We start from the raw sequence: 14,726 nt of genomic DNA on the forward strand, positions 1-14,726 counted from the left end.
GCACTTTTCAGTGACTGGGGAACCTGATGGTGACCAAGCAGTTCGACGGCTCGCCCGACGAAGCCGACCTGAGGCGCGCGGACTCGCTGGCCCGGGAGATCTTCTCGGATGTCGCCAACAAGTGGGCGCTCCTGATCATCGAGGCGCTCGGCGAAGGCACCCTGCGCTTCGGCGAGGTGCGGAACGGAATCGAGGGCATCAGCCACAAGATGCTCACCCAGAACCTGCGCATGCTGGAGCGCAACGGTCTGGTCGACCGGACCGTGCACCCCACCGTGCCGCCGCGGGTCGAGTACACCCTCACCGAACCGGGCCGGGCACTGCGGGAGACGGTCGGCCGAATGTGCGACTGGACCCATCAGTACCTCGGCCACATCGAGTCCTCCCGCAGCCGCTTCGACGCCTGACCGGGCACGCGCGGGCCGCGGCCGGACTCAGGCGGCGGCCGGCCCGTCGTCCGCGGCCGCCCGCTCGGGTTCGTACCCCACCAGCACCAGCACGATCAGCCCCAGCACGACCATCATGAGCGCGAAGGCGCTCCACCCCACCAGCCCCACCGTCACCGCGCCGAGCACCCCGTGCACGACCGCGCAGCTGATGAGCGCGACCCTGCCGAACCGGCCCGGAGTGCGGTCCTTGATGCCGGTACGCACCAGAATCGCCGCGATGAGTACGAGATAACAGCCGAGGACACCGCCCATCACCCACGTACCGAGAGACATGGCGGACGGGTCGAGTCCGGCCAGGGACATCCGCTGATTGTCGACAACCGTCGCGAGCACGCCGTTGACGAACACGACGCCGACCGCCTCGAACAGCAGTACCGCCGCGGCCACCCAGGCCACCGGTCTGCGCGCCACGGCGCCACCCTCTTCCCCTGTTACCGGTAGTACGCAGGACATCGCGAACGCTACTAACCGGTAAACCTCCGGACAAGGGCCCCGGCAGGTGCAGAGAATCATTCGGCCATTCGTAGGGACTCCACAAAGAATCGCGATCCGCCGAGGGGTACTCGGACAGAGAGCTGGACCACATCCGAGCGCTACTGTGCGACGGGGGATCCCGGCGTACCGTGGTGCCACAAGGGATTTCGCCTTCTGAACGAGCCTCGAACCACGCGCCGTGTGGGCAAGGTCACCATGGGGGACGGATCCATGGGGCGTGTCGGCAGTCCCTAAACTCAGCTTGTTTTCAAGGAGGGAGCCATCGTGCGCAAGGTGCTCATCGCCAACCGTGGCGAAATCGCTGTCCGCGTTGCCCGTGCCTGCCGGGATGCCGGGATCCAGAGCGTAGCCGTCTACGCGGACCCGGACCGGGACGCCCTGCACGTCCGCGCGGCCGACGAGGCGTTCGCCCTGGGCGGTGACACCCCGGCAGCCAGCTATCTCGACATGGCCAAGGTGCTTCAGGCGGCCAAGGACTCCGGCGCGGACGCGATCCACCCCGGCTACGGATTCCTTTCCGAGAACGCCGAGTTCGCTCAGGCCGTGCTGGACGCCGGGCTCACCTGGATCGGCCCGCCGCCGCAGGCCATCCGCGACCTCGGCGACAAGGTCGCCGCCCGCCATATCGCCCAGCGCGCCGGCGCCCCGCTGGTCGCCGGCACCCCCGACCCGGTCTCCGGCGCCGACGAGGTCGTCGCGTTCGCCAAGGAGAACGGCCTGCCGATCGCCATCAAGGCGGCCTTCGGCGGCGGCGGACGGGGCCTCAAGGTCGCCCGTACGCTCGAAGAGGTCCCGGAACTGTACGAGTCGGCCGTCCGCGAGGCCGTCGCCGCCTTCGGCCGCGGCGAGTGCTTCGTCGAGCGCTACCTCGACAAGCCCCGCCACGTCGAGACCCAGTGCCTGGCCGACTCCCACGGCAACGTGGTCGTCGTCTCGACCCGCGACTGCTCGCTCCAGCGCCGCCACCAGAAGCTGGTCGAGGAGGCCCCCGCGCCCTTCCTCTCCGACGCCCAGAACGCCGAGCTGTACGCGGCGTCCAAGGCGATCCTCAAGGAGGCCGGCTACGTCGGCGCGGGCACCGTCGAGTTCCTCGTCGGCACCGACGGCACGATCTCCTTCCTTGAGGTCAACACCCGCCTCCAGGTGGAACACCCGGTCACCGAAGAGGTCACCGGCATCGACCTGGTCCGCGAGATGTTCCGCATCGCCGACGGCGAGGCCCTCGGCTACGGCGACCCGGCCGTGCGCGGGCACTCCTTCGAGTTCCGCATCAACGGCGAGGACCCGGGCCGCGGCTTCCTGCCCGCCCCCGGCACCGTCACCACCTTCGCCCCGCCCACCGGCCCCGGAGTCCGTCTGGACGCGGGCGTCGAGTCCGGCTCGGTCATCGGCCCCGCCTGGGACTCCCTGCTCGCCAAGCTGATCGTCACCGGCGCCACCCGCGAACAGGCCCTCCAGCGCGCCTCCCGCGCCCTGAACGAGTTCACGGTCGAGGGCATGGCCACGGCGATCCCCTTCCACCGCAAGGTCGTCACCGACCCGGCCTTCACCTCCGACCCGTTCACCGTCCACACCCGCTGGATGGAAACGGAGTTCACCAACGACATCCCGCCCTTCGCGGCCCCCACCGACGCCGAGACCGACGACGAGCCCGGCCGCGAGACCGTCGTCGTCGAGGTCGGCGGCAAGCGCCTCGAAGTCTCCCTGCCGTCCAGCCTGGGCATGACCCTGGCCCGCACCGGCCTCGCCGCCGGCGCCAAGCCCAAGCGCCGCGCCGCCAAGAAGTCCGCCTCGGCGGCCTCGGGCGACACCCTCGCCTCCCCGATGCAGGGCACCATCGTCAAGGTCGCCGTCGAGGAGGGCCAGGAGGTCAAGGAAGGCGACCTCGTCGTCGTCCTCGAAGCCATGAAGATGGAGCAGCCCCTCAACGCGCACCGCTCCGGCACGATCAAGGGCCTCGCCGCGGAAGTCGGCGCGTCCCTCACGTCCGGCGCGGCCATCTGCGAAATCAAGGACTGACCGACCGGACAGGACCTGGGCCCCGCCCGAGCAGATCGGGCGGGGCCTCGGCGTATGCGGTGGCATCCTTGACGCCACGGGCGGAGACAGAGAGGACCCCCAATGGCGAGCAGTACGGCACACGCACTGCCCCGTCCCATGCGCGCCGACGCGCGCCGCAACTACGAGCGCCTGCTCACGGAGGCCCGCCGCAGCTTCGCGGAACACGGCACGGACGCCTCCCTGGAGGACATCGCGCGCCGCGCGGGCGTCGGCATCGGCACGCTCTACCGGCACTTCCCGAACCGCCACGCGCTGATGAACGCGGTCTTCCAGGAAGCGCTCGCCTCCCTCATCGACCGCTCCCGCGAACTCGCCGGGTCGGACCAGCCGTGCGGCGCCCTGGTCGAATGGCTGGGCACGCTCATCACTCATGCGGGTGAGTACCGCGGGCTCTCGCAGGCGCTCATGTCGGCCTCGCACGACAAGAGTTCGGCGCTGTCGCAGTGCAGCGTGCCGATGCGAGAGGCGGGCGGGCGCCTCCTGGAACGGGCGCAGCGGGCCGGGCACGTACGGCAGGAGGTCTCGATCGATGACCTGCTGCAACTCACGAACGCGATCGCGCTGGCGGCGGAACAATCGTCGGACCCGAGCCTGGGCGAACGCCTGCTCAAACTAACGCTGACGGGCCTACGGCCCTGAGGGCCGTTGTCCGGTTCTTCGGCCGGTGCCGGTGACGCCTCCCGGCGGCCTGAGGGACACTGAATCAATTCGTTTACACATTCGATGACACGGGGGGAATGCGCCCCCGTGGAATCCGCCTCAGTGTGGTGTCGCGTTGCGAGCGGGTGATTTTCCTACCATCATCTCGACCTGGGCGGCACTCCTGTGATTTTTCGTGGACTGCACTCCCCGCGAGCACAGGAGAAAGAGATGAGCGATCAACCACCCGCCACGACTACGGATGCTGGATGTCCCGTCGCCAGCGACGAGTTCTCACTCTCGGCCGGAACCAACGGCCCCGTCCTGCTGCAGGACACCTACCTGATCGAAAAGCTGGCGCATTTCGTACGCGAGCGTGTCCCCGATCGCGTATATCACGTCAAGGGCGGCGGCGCCTTCGGCTATTTCGAGGCGGCCGCGGATGTCACCGAGTGGACCAAGGCCGGCTTCCTCAGCCAGGTCGGCAAGCGCACGCCGGTGCTGATCCGCTTTTCTTCGGTGGCAGGCGAAGAAGGCTACCCGGACTCGGACCGCGACGTGCGCGGCTGGGCTCTGAGGTTCTACACCGAGGAGGGCAACTACGACCTCGTCGGCAACAACACGCCGGTCTTCTTCGTACGTGACCCCATGAAGTTCCCCGACTTCATCCATTCGCAGGAACGGATGCCCGACACCGGCTTGCGCAGCAACAACATGCAGTGGGACTTCTGGTCGCTCTCGCCCGAGTCGGCCCACCAGGTGACGGTCCTCATGAGCGACCGCGGCACGCCGCGCACCTGGCGGCATATGAACGGCTTCAGCAGCGACACCTATATGTGGGAGAACGCGGGCGGCAAGAAGTTCTGGGTCAAGTACCACTTCAAGACCGAGCAGGGCATCCAGAACTTCACCGACGCCGAAGCCAAGGCGATGCGCGCCGAGGACCTCGACTGCCACCGGCGCGACCTGTGGGAGGCCATCGCCGGCGGAGACCATCCGTCCTGGCGCCTTGAAATGCAGATCATGCCCTACGAGGACGCGGCCGACTACCGCTTCAATCCCTTTGACGTGACCAAGGTCTGGCCGCACGCGGACTATCCGCCGATCACCGTCGGACGTCTGGTACTCGACCGCAACCCCGAGAACTTCTTCGCCCAGATCGTGCAGGCCGGATTCGACGTGGCGAATTTCGTCCCGGGCATCGGACCCAGCCCTGACCGGATGGTATTGGCGCGAATGTTCGCCTACGGTGACTCAAGCCGCTACCGCACCGGCCCGAACTACGCGCAGCTACCCGTCAACCAGCCGCTCAACGAGGTGCACAACTACAATAAGGACGGCCCGATGCGCTTTCGCCATAGCGGGAGCCGGCCGGTCTACGCACCCAACAGTTACGGCGGCCCCAAGGCCGATCCGCAGCGCTACCGCGATCCGAGCTGGTTCGTGGAGGCCGCGGAGATCATGCGCACAGCGTACGAAGCGCACAGGGACGACGACGACTTCATCCAGCCCGGCACGCTCTACCGCCAAGTGATGACGCAGACCGACCGGGACCATCTGGTCGACAACATCGTCGGGCACCTGAGCCAAGGCGTGGAGCGTCGCATCCAGGAGCGCGCGGTCAACGACTACTGGGCAAAGGTTGATCCCGACCTCGGCGCGCGCGTTGCCAACGGCCTGGGGACGCCGAAGCCGAACAGGCCATAGATACCACGTACGCCCTCGCAGCCCGTCACCGACGACCCAGCCGGTACGCGGGGGCAGGCTGCACCGTCCCGCATCCCACCACCGGGCCAGTACCGGCCGGGTGGGGCTGGGTGACCGCCAGGGGGGGAGGGGGTCGAGGTCGGAGGAGGTGCGTGTCCGGACGTAAAGCGTCGCAACTCGCGCGAAGCGCGGTGACCACGCGACGGAGTCGCACATCGACCGCAGCGCAGTCCGGACACGGACCTCCGGAGGCCCCGGCACCCGGCACCACCCACCGGCCCCCGCGCCGCAGGCGCACCACGCACCCCGCACCCCGCGCCGCAGGCGCACCGCACCACCGGCACCCGCCGAAACGCGCCCCTACCCACGCCCCCGCCGGAGGCGAACCGCGCCGGAGAGTTACCGCCGCCGCAAGTCCGCCACCCGCGCCCTCTCCCCCGGCTCCTGCGCCGCCAGCGACGCCGCCGCGCTCCGCAACTGCGGGCCCGGCCCCCCGTTCCCCGGCCCCTGTCCCGGACCCGGCCCCGCCGCATGCGTGCGGCGCTGCCCCGGAAGCGGTACGTCACGACGCGACTGCCGCCCCGCCGGATGCACCTCACCGCCCGAGCCGCCGGACCCCGCGACGGCCCCGGACCCCGTACCGGCCGCACCCCCGGACGCCCCGCCCGCGGAACCGCCGGCTCCGCCGGCCACCCCGCCGGCCACCGCGATCTGCACCCCTTGGTCCGCCAGCGCCTGAAGCTCCGTCGCCGCGCGGTCATCATGCGCCGGCGGCTCGTCGGTCACCAGCCTGCTGATGAGATCCGTCGGCACCGTCTGGAACATCGTGTCGGTGCCCAGCTTCGTATGGTCGGCGAGCACCACGACCTCCGCCGCGGCCTGCACCAGCGCCCGGTCGACGCTCGCCGAGAGCATGTTGGACGTGGACAGCCCGCGCTCGGCGGTCAGCCCGCTCCCGGACAGGAACGCGCGGGTGACCCGGAGCCCCTGGAGGGACTGCTCCGCCCCGCTGCCGACCAGCGCGTAGTTCGAGCCGCGTAACGTGCCGCCGGTCATGACGACTTCGACCCGGTTGGCATGCGCGAGCGCCTGCGCGACGAGCAGCGAGTTGGTGACGACGGTCAGGCCGGGGATCCGCGCGAGCCGACGGGCCAGCTCCTGCGTGGTCGTACCGGCGCCGACGACCACGGCCTCGCCCTCTTCGACGAGACTCGCGGCGAGATCGGCGATGGCCGTCTTCTCCGCCGTTGCGAGATGGGACTTTTGCGGAAAGCCGGATTCTCGCGTGAATCCGCCCGGCAATACCGCACCGCCGTGCCGGCGGTCGAGGAGTCCTTCGGCCTCCAGCGCCCGCACGTCCCGCCGTACGGTCACTTCGGAGGTCTGGACGACGCGGGCGAGCTCACGGAGCGACACGGCCCCGTTGGCGCGCACCATTTCGAGGATCAATTGGCGACGTTCTGCAGCGAACACGAAACTGACAGTAACCCCAACCGCCGTCTACTTTCAGCAGTTTGCGCCGAATAACAGAAGTTGTACACAGACGGGTACGCACGGTGGTATAAGGCCGCGTCAGCAGCGGCAAAGCCCGTGCGGACCACGGCGACGCGCTCACGAACGGCGCCTTCACGCAGGCGAACCGCGGCGCCTCCGCGCCCCGCGGCGCACCCCGCGGAGCGCCCGTCCGTCAGCCCTCCTCGCCGGTCTTCCGGGTGTGCAACTGCCGTGCCACCTCGGCGATCGAGCCCGACAGGGACGGGTAGACGGTGAAGGCGTTGGCGATCTGCTCCACGGTCAGGTTGTTGTCGACGGCGAGCGCGATGGGATGGATCAGTTCGCTGGCGCGCGGCGAGACGACGACCCCGCCGACGACGATCCCGGTGCCGGGGCGGGCGAAGATCTTGACGAAGCCGTCCCGGATGCCCTGCATCTTGGCGCGCGGGTTGCGCAGCAGCGGCAATTTGACGCCGCGCGCGTCGATCTTGCCGGCGTCGACGTCCGCCTGGCTGTAACCGACGGTAGCGATCTCCGGGTCGGTGAAGACGTTCGACGAGACGGTCTTGAGGTTGAGCGGGGCGACCGCGTCGCCCAGGAAGTGGTACATCGCGATCCGGCCCTGCATGGCCGCGACCGAGGCGAGGGCGAAGATCCCGGTGACGTCACCGGCGGCGTAGACGCCCGGCGCGGAGGTGCGGGAGACCCGGTCGGTCTTGATGTGGCCGGACTCCTTGACCAGGACGCCGGCCTCCTCCAGTCCCATGCCCGCCGTGTTCGGGATGGCGCCGACGGCCATCAGGCAGTGCGTACCGGAGATGACCCGGCCGTCGGAGAGGGCCACCTCGACCCGGTCGCCCACGCGCTTGGCGGCCTCGGCGCGGGAGCGGGACATCACGTTCATGCCGCGGCGCCGGAAGACGTCCTCCAGCACGCCGGCGGCGTCCGGGTCCTCGCCGGGCAGTACGCGGTCACGGGACGAGACGAGCGTGACGCGCGAGCCGAGCGCCTGGTAGGCACCGGCGAACTCGGCGCCGGTGACACCGGAGCCGACCACGATCAGTTCCTCGGGCAGCTCGTCGAGGTCGTAGACCTGCGTCCAGTTGAGGATGCGCTCGCCGTCGGGCTTCGCGTCCGGGATCTCGCGGGGGTGCGCGCCGGTCGCGATCAGCACGGCGTCGGCGGTGAGCGACTCCTCCGTGCCGTCCGCCGCGGTCACGATCACCTGGCGCGAGCCATCCACGGCCTGCCGTCCGTCGAGACGCCCGCGCCCGCGCATGACCCGCGCGCCGGCCCGGGTGACGGAGGCCGTGATGTCGTGCGACTGGGCCAGCGCGAGCCGCTTCACACGCCGGTTGACCTTGCCGAGATCGACCCCGACGACGCGGGCCTTCTGTTCGAGGGGAGGGGTGTCGTCCGCGACGATGATGCCCAGTTCCTCGTACGAGGAGTCGAAGGTGGTCATCACCTCGGCCGTCGCGATGAGGGTCTTCGACGGTACGCAGTCGGTCAGCACCGACGCGCCGCCGAGTCCGTCGCAGTCGACGACGGTCACTTCGGCGCCGAGCTGGGCCCCTACGAGAGCCGCCTCGTAGCCGCCGGGGCCGCCACCGATGATCACGATCCGGGTCACGAAAAAGTCCGCCTCGCGTTGTCAACCCGGCCCGTCTGCCACCCCGGCCGGGGTTCCGGGGGGAGCCCCGGGGGATGCAGTCGTACTCCATTGTCCCGCACGCTTCAAGTACCTTCCCCCCGGGGTGCCCGGCGGCCTTCTTCATGAGGGCTCGGTTCGCCTCCGGAAAGACCGCGCCCCGGACGGGAGAGCCACCCCTCGGGGAACCCGGTGGCGCCCGGAGGCGAACCGAGCCCTCAAAAAAACAGCCCACGCCCGTACCTCCCGTACCCTCGACCCCATGTCGCTCTACGCCGCGTACGCCGGCAACCTCGACGCGCGGCTGATGACCCGCCGCGCCCCGCACTCCCCGCTGCGCGGCACCGGCTGGCTCAACGGCTGGCGGCTCACCTTCGGCGGCGAGCAGATGGGCTGGGAGGGCGCGCTGGCCACGGTCGTGGAGGCGCCGCGTTCCCAGGTCTTCGTCGCCCTGTACGACATCGCCCCGATGGACGAGGACTCCATGGACCGCTGGGAGGGCGTGGGGCTCGACATCTACCGCCGTATGCGGGTACGGGTGCACACCCTGGACGGCGAGGAGCCGACCTGGATGTACGTCCTGAACGGCTATGAGGGCGGTCTCCCCTCGGCGCGCTATCTGGGCGAGCTGGCCGACGCGGCGGAGTCGGCGGGCGCCCCCCACGACTACGTGATGGAGCTGCGCAAGCGCCCCTGCTGACGGGGGCGGACGGGCGGGCGAACCGCGCGGGGCCTCCGGGGGAACCGGGGAAGAACCGGGCGGGAATCGGGGAAGCGGCGCACGGCCGCTGTTTTCGTTGGAAACGACAACACAACGATGTCATGACCGTGCGACGACCATCTACGCGCGTAGGGCATGACCGGCTACCCTCATCCGCGTGAACGCATCTGTTATCCCGGCCAACGCCGACGGATCCGACCCCCTGGCCGCCGCCGACGCCGCCGCCACCCGCCTGCGCGAGCTGACCGGCGCCGAGACCCATGACGTCGCCCTGGTGATGGGCTCCGGCTGGGCACCGGCGGTCGACGCGCTCGGCACGCCCGAGGCGGAGTTCCCCGTCACCGATCTCCCCGGCTTTCCGCCGCCGGCCGTGGCCGGTCACGGCGGCAGAATCCGCTCGTACCGGATCGCCGAGAAGCGCGCGCTGGTCTTCCTGGGCCGCACGCACTACTACGAGGGCCGCGGGGTCGCCGCCGTCGCGCACGGCGTACGTACCGCGGTCGCCGCGGGCTGCAAGACCATCGTGCTGACCAACGGCTGCGGCGGACTGCGCGAGGGCATGCGCCCCGGCCAGCCCGTGCTGATCAGCGACCACATCAACCTGACGGCCGTCTCCCCCATCGTCGGCGCCAACTTCGTCGACCTCACGGACCTGTACTCGCCGCGGCTGCGCGCGCTGTGCAAGGAGATCGACCCGGCCCTCGAAGAGGGGGTGTACGTGCAGTTCCCCGGCCCGCACTACGAGACGCCGGCCGAGATCAACATGGTCCGTGTCCTGGGCGGCGACCTCGTCGGCATGTCGACCGTCCTGGAGGCCATCGCGGCCCGCGAGGCGGGCGCCGAGGTGCTCGGCATCTCGCTGGTCACGAATCTGGCCGCGGGCATCTCGGGCGAGCCGCTCAACCACGAGGAGGTCCTCCAGGCGGGCCGCGACTCGGCGACGCAGATGGGCGCCCTGCTCGCCCAGGTGCTCCAGCGCGTCTAGGTCCTCTCCGGCAATGTTTGCCCGGTCGCGGCACTAGGTCACGTCCGAGCCGGGAATGACATCCCGCCGGGGCCATGCCGTCGGCCCCGGCGTCACAGCTACCAGGAGGTGCCCCCCACCGTGCAGGACGCCACGTATCAGGACCTCGTCGCACGGGCCGAGGCCTGGCAGGCCGAGGATCCCGACAGCGACACCCGCGAGGAGCTCGGCAAGATCATCGACGCCGGGGACACCGCCACCCTGGCGGAACGGTTCGCCGGCACGCTCCAGTTCGGCACCGCCGGGCTGCGCGGCGAACTGGGCGCCGGGCCCATGCGGATGAACCGCGCGGTGGTCATCCGCGCCGCGGCAGGTCTCGCCGCGTATCTCAGGGCCCAGGGCCATGGTGACGGGCTGGTCGTCATCGGATACGACGCCCGCTACAAGTCCGCCGACTTCGCCCGGGACACCGCGGCCGTGATGACCGGCGCCGGGCTGCGCGCCGCCGTACTGCCCCGGCCGCTGCCGACGCCCGTACTGGCCTTCGCCGTACGGCATCTCGGCGCCGTCGCCGGGGTGGAGGTCACCGCCAGCCACAACCCGCCCCAGGACAACGGCTACAAGGTCTACCTCGGCGGCGGCTCGCAGATCGTGCCGCCCGCCGACGGCGAGATCGCGGCCCGGATCGCCGCGGTCGGCCCGCTGGCCGGCGTGGCCCGGCCCGACGACGGCTGGGAGATCCTCGGCGACGACGTCCTGGCCGCGTATCTGGCACGTACGGACGCGGTCCTGACCCCCGGCACGCCCCGCACCGCGCGCGTCGTCCACACGGCGCTGCACGGCGTCGGTACGGAAACCCTCCTGGCGGCCTTCGCCCGCGCCGGCTTCCCCGAGCCCGCGCTCGTGGCGGAGCAGGCCGTGCCCGATCCGGCCTTCCCGACCGTCGCGTTCCCGAACCCGGAGGAGCCGGGCGCGATGGACCTGGCCTTCGCCACCGCCCGGCGCGTACGGCCCGACCTGATCATCGCGAACGACCCGGACGCGGACCGCTGCGCCGTCGCCGTCCCCGACGACACGGCCGTCAGCGGCTGGCGGATGCTGACCGGCGACGAGGTCGGCGCGCTCCTCGCGGCCCATCTCGTCCACAAGGGCGCGACGGGCACCTTCGCCGAGTCGATCGTCTCGTCCTCGCTGCTCGGCCGGATCGCCGGGGCGGCGGAGCTGGGTCACGAGGAGACGCTGACCGGCTTCAAGTGGATCGCCCGCGTCGAGGGCCTGCGGTACGGGTACGAGGAGGCGCTCGGCTACTGCGTCGACCCGGACGGCGTCCGCGACAAGGACGGCATCACGGCCGCGCTGCTGGTGGCGGAACTGGCCTCCGAACTCAAGGCCAAGGACCGTACGCTCAGCGACCTGCTGGACGATCTGGCCGTCACCCACGGCCTGCACGCCACGGACCAGCTGTCGGTCCGCGTCCGGGACCTGTCCCTGATCGCCGCCGCGATGCGCCGCCTGCGCGAGACTCCGCCGACGGAGCTGGCCGGCCTGAACGTCGCCTCCGCCGAGGACCTCACGCGCGGTACGGACACGCTGCCCCCGACGGACGGCCTCCGCTACCACCTGGAGGGCGCGTACCGTGCCCGCGTCATCGTCAGGCCGAGCGGCACCGAGCCCAAGCTGAAGTGCTATCTGGAGGTCGTGATCCCGGTCGCGGACGCGACGGCCCTGACGGCGGCACGGGACACGGCCACGGCGACGCTGGCGGCGATGAAGCGCGACCTGGCGGCGGTCGCCGGCATCTGACCGTTCCGTCGTACCGGGCCGTCGTACGCGGCCGTCGTATCCGGCTGTCGTACCCGGCTGTCGTACGCGGGCCCGCCACAGGCCACTTGTCCGGCGGCGGATCCCAGCCCCCCGCCCCGCGCGGGCGCGTACTCCCAGTAATGTGGCTGACTTCGCAGGGATCCGACAGACAGCCGCGGTGCCGCGACCGGCACCAGGTTCGGCGGGGGTACGTGGTGGAGGCGTTGAAGGCGTTGCGTGCCGGGGACCCCGAGCAGGTGGGGCCCTACCGTCTCGTGGGCCGGCTCGGCTCCGGCGGCATGGGCAGCGTGTTCCTGGGGCGTTCGCGGGGCGGGCGCATGGCGGCCGTCAAGGTGGTCCGCCCGGACCTGGCCGAGGACCCGCAGTTCCGCCGCCGGTTCGTCCGGGAGGTCACCGCGATCCAGCGTGTGAACGGCGCCTTCACCGCGGGTGTGGTCGACGCCGATCCCGACGCCACTCCGCCCTGGCTGGCGACGGTCTACGTACCGGGAATGGCGCTGAGCGAGGCCGTCGCCGCGCACGGCCCATGGCCGCCGGGGCGTGTCCTGACGCTCGGTTCGGGGCTGGCCGAGGCGCTGGGGGCGATTCACGCGGCGGGGGTGGTCCACCGTGACCTGAAGCCCTCGAACATCCTGCTCGCCCACGACGGCCCGCGCGTGATCGACTTCGGCATCTCCGTCGTCAGCGACGCCAGCGCCCTGACCCAGACCGGGGTGATGGTGGGCACCCCCGGCTTCATGTCCCCCGAGCAGCTGACGGACGACCGCGTCAGCCCGGCCAGCGATGTGTTCTCCCTCGGTGCGGTCCTCGCGTACGCGGCGACGGGAGCCGGGCCGTTCGGCACGGGGTCGGCGCACGGGCTCCACTACCGAACGGTGCACGAGAGGCCCGGCCTGGAGCACCTTCCGCCCGGCCTGCGGCCCTTGGTGGAGCACTGCCTGGCCAAGGACCCCGGCCAACGCCCCACCGTGGCCGAGCTGATGCACCACCTGTCCGGGGCCGGGGCGTACGCCGCGCCTCCGCCGGCCCACGGCTGGCTCCCGGAACCGGTCGCCAGGACCCTACAACTCAAGGCCTCCACCGCCCAGTTCATCGACACGCCGCCGTCCACGGCACTCCCCTCGTCCCGTATGACCCGCCGCCGGGCGCTGCTCGGCCTCGTGGGGGCCACCGCCGCGGCGGGGATCGGTTACGGCGTCTGGCGGTCCTCCGGCACCGACGACGACATGGATGCCGGCACCTCCGCGCCCGAGGAGACCCCGACGGTCCCCCAGCGGCCCGGCACCCCGCGCTGGAAGTCCACGGTCGCCGCAGGCGACGGCCGCGACGACGCCGACGGGGCGCTGGCCGTGGCCAACGGCATGGTCTACTTCCCCGGCCGGAAGAGCCTGTACGCGGTCTCGGCCGACCAGGGCGGCGACCAGTGGACCCACACCACCGGCGCCACGGACGGCACGCTCGTGCCCACTCCGGCCGTGACCGACGACACCGTCTGCGTCGTGGTCGGCGACGTCCTGCGCGCGCTGCACGCGGCCACCGGCGAGCGGAAGTGGGCCTCCTCCGAACTGGACGTCGCCGACGCGGCCCCGTCGGCGTCCGACGACACCGTCTGCTTCCTGGGCGGCAGCGGCTCCTCCACCGTGCTGTACGCGGTGTCCGCGTCGACCGGGAAGATCCTGCTGGAGACCTCGGCCGACCTCGAATACGCCGAATCCGCGCGCATAGCCGACAGCACGGTCTACACCAGCAGCGGCGGCGCCCTGTACGCGTACGACCCGGCCACCGGGAAGCGGACATGGAAGCACCTGACCTCGGCCGTCCGGATCTCGGACGTGGCCGTGGCCGGTGACTCCGTCTACTTCACGGTCTTCGGCGAGAACGGCACGTCCGTGTCGGCGGTGTCCACGGGCGGGCAGGAGAAGTGGCTGACCGCCGCCGAGGACGGCGGCGCGTTCCAGGGCCCCCCGGTCGTGTCCGGCGACACGGTCTACGTCTGCGGCAGGACCACCCTGTACGCCTGGGACGCGAAGACGGGTGCCCCGAAGTGGAACACCCCCTTCGGCACCGAGATCCACCCCGCCCCGAGTGCCGGCAACGGCACGGTCTGCGTGGCGGCCGGCACCACCCTGCACGCGCTCCACGCGGCCACCGGCAAGAAGAAGTGGGACTTCCCCGCCGGCGAACAACTCCGCACGGGCCCCTTGGTCTCCGGCCCCACGGCCTACGCGACGGGCGCCTCGGGCACGCTCTACGCGATCACGGCGTAGGCCCCCGCCACCCCGGGCTCCCCTCGTCGACCACGGGGCGCGCGGGCGCCGGAGCGATCACGCTGCTGGCGCTCGGTGGCCGGCCGCCACGCAGGCCGATGCGCCGGCCGGTGGCGGTGTCCTCCGTGGTGGTGGCCCAGTTGGCGGGGCTGGCCGTACAGCCCAGGAGGGCAGGGGGCCGGCGGCCCTTGAGCGGATCCAGGCGGGCGGCGGTTTCGAGGCGGCCGGCCACATCGTCCGGATCGAGGTCCGGTAGCGGGTGGCGTACGAGCTCGATCCGGACGCTGTCCGGCGTCGAGTCGTCGGCTCGGTGCTGTTCGGCCTCGTCGGCAGTCAGGGGCGTCCAGTCCGTCGCCGGGGACGATGGCGTCGTCGTCGTAGCCGGGCTCGCTGCCAAGCGGCCGGACCGGTGTGATGTCGCACCGGCCGTGTATGTCGTCGAACGTGTCGAATA

At 71.2% G+C, this 14,726-nt stretch carries 12 protein-coding genes; 8 read left to right on the forward strand and 4 right to left on the reverse strand.

Features of this window, described 5'->3' with window-relative positions; translation table 11 throughout:
• Positions 1-26: 26 nt before the first annotated feature.
• Positions 27-407 carry a helix-turn-helix domain-containing protein gene (locus tag CU044_RS23375; RefSeq protein ID WP_129770669.1) on the forward strand — a complete coding sequence of 127 codons (381 nt, stop codon included), beginning with the start codon at positions 27-29 and terminating at the stop codon, positions 405-407.
• 27 nt (positions 408-434) lie between these two features.
• Here CU044_RS23375 and CU044_RS23380 read toward each other — a convergent pair whose 3' ends face one another.
• Positions 435-902, reverse strand: coding sequence for a hypothetical protein (locus CU044_RS23380; protein WP_129770670.1), 468 nt, complete (start codon positions 900-902; stop codon positions 435-437).
• Positions 903-1,208: 306 nt separating this feature from the next.
• On the opposite strand from CU044_RS23380, the gene CU044_RS23385 reads away from it, so the two are divergent.
• The 3 genes from CU044_RS23385 (at position 1,209) to CU044_RS23395 (ending at position 5,351) form a co-directional block, all read left to right on the forward strand.
• A complete protein-coding gene (locus CU044_RS23385; protein WP_129770671.1) occupies positions 1,209-2,963 on the forward strand; it encodes a biotin carboxylase N-terminal domain-containing protein in 1,755 nt (584 codons plus the stop codon).
• Positions 2,964-3,065: 102 nt separating this feature from the next.
• Complete coding sequence (locus tag CU044_RS23390; RefSeq protein ID WP_129770672.1) at positions 3,066-3,644, forward strand: TetR/AcrR family transcriptional regulator; 579 nt, start codon at positions 3,066-3,068, stop codon at positions 3,642-3,644.
• Positions 3,645-3,875: 231 nt separating this feature from the next.
• Positions 3,876-5,351, forward strand: coding sequence for a catalase (locus CU044_RS23395; RefSeq protein WP_129770673.1), 1,476 nt, complete (start codon positions 3,876-3,878; stop codon positions 5,349-5,351).
• Between the two features lie 399 nt (positions 5,352-5,750).
• Here the strand turns inward: CU044_RS23395 and CU044_RS23400 are convergent, their stop codons facing one another.
• Together CU044_RS23400 and CU044_RS23405 are read right to left on the reverse strand one after the other, a co-directional pair.
• Positions 5,751-6,824, reverse strand: a complete 1,074-nt coding sequence (locus tag CU044_RS23400) for a DeoR/GlpR family DNA-binding transcription regulator (protein WP_129770674.1) — start codon at positions 6,822-6,824, stop codon at positions 5,751-5,753.
• Positions 6,825-7,038: 214 nt separating this feature from the next.
• Positions 7,039-8,478 carry an NAD(P)H-quinone dehydrogenase gene (locus CU044_RS23405; protein WP_129770675.1) on the reverse strand — a complete coding sequence of 480 codons (1,440 nt, stop codon included), beginning with the start codon at positions 8,476-8,478 and terminating at the stop codon, positions 7,039-7,041.
• Between the two features lie 280 nt (positions 8,479-8,758).
• Here CU044_RS23405 and CU044_RS23410 point away from each other — a divergent pair, with 280 nt between their 5' ends.
• The 4 genes from CU044_RS23410 to CU044_RS23425 all read left to right on the forward strand — a co-directional run bounded on the left by CU044_RS23410 (position 8,759) and on the right by CU044_RS23425 (position 14,272).
• Positions 8,759-9,196, forward strand: coding sequence for a gamma-glutamylcyclotransferase (locus tag CU044_RS23410; protein WP_030355792.1), 438 nt, complete (start codon positions 8,759-8,761; stop codon positions 9,194-9,196).
• Between the two features lie 178 nt (positions 9,197-9,374).
• Positions 9,375-10,202, forward strand: a complete 828-nt coding sequence (locus tag CU044_RS23415; protein ID WP_129770676.1) for a purine-nucleoside phosphorylase — start codon at positions 9,375-9,377, stop codon at positions 10,200-10,202.
• A gap of 120 nt (positions 10,203-10,322) precedes the next feature.
• Positions 10,323-11,984, forward strand: coding sequence for a phospho-sugar mutase (locus tag CU044_RS23420; protein WP_129770677.1), 1,662 nt, complete (start codon positions 10,323-10,325; stop codon positions 11,982-11,984).
• Between the two features lie 224 nt (positions 11,985-12,208).
• Positions 12,209-14,272, forward strand: coding sequence for a serine/threonine-protein kinase (locus tag CU044_RS23425; RefSeq protein ID WP_165371957.1), 2,064 nt, complete (start codon positions 12,209-12,211; stop codon positions 14,270-14,272).
• Here the strand turns inward: CU044_RS23425 and CU044_RS23430 are convergent.
• Positions 14,262-14,669, reverse strand: coding sequence for a hypothetical protein (locus CU044_RS23430; RefSeq protein ID WP_129770679.1), 408 nt, complete (start codon positions 14,667-14,669; stop codon positions 14,262-14,264). The two genes, CU044_RS23425 and CU044_RS23430, sit on opposite strands and share 11 nt — an antisense overlap.
• Positions 14,670-14,726: the final 57 nt, after the last annotated feature.

Source organism: Streptomyces sp. L-9-10 (assembly GCF_004151105.1).
Lineage (GTDB): Bacteria > Actinomycetota > Actinomycetes > Streptomycetales > Streptomycetaceae > Streptomyces.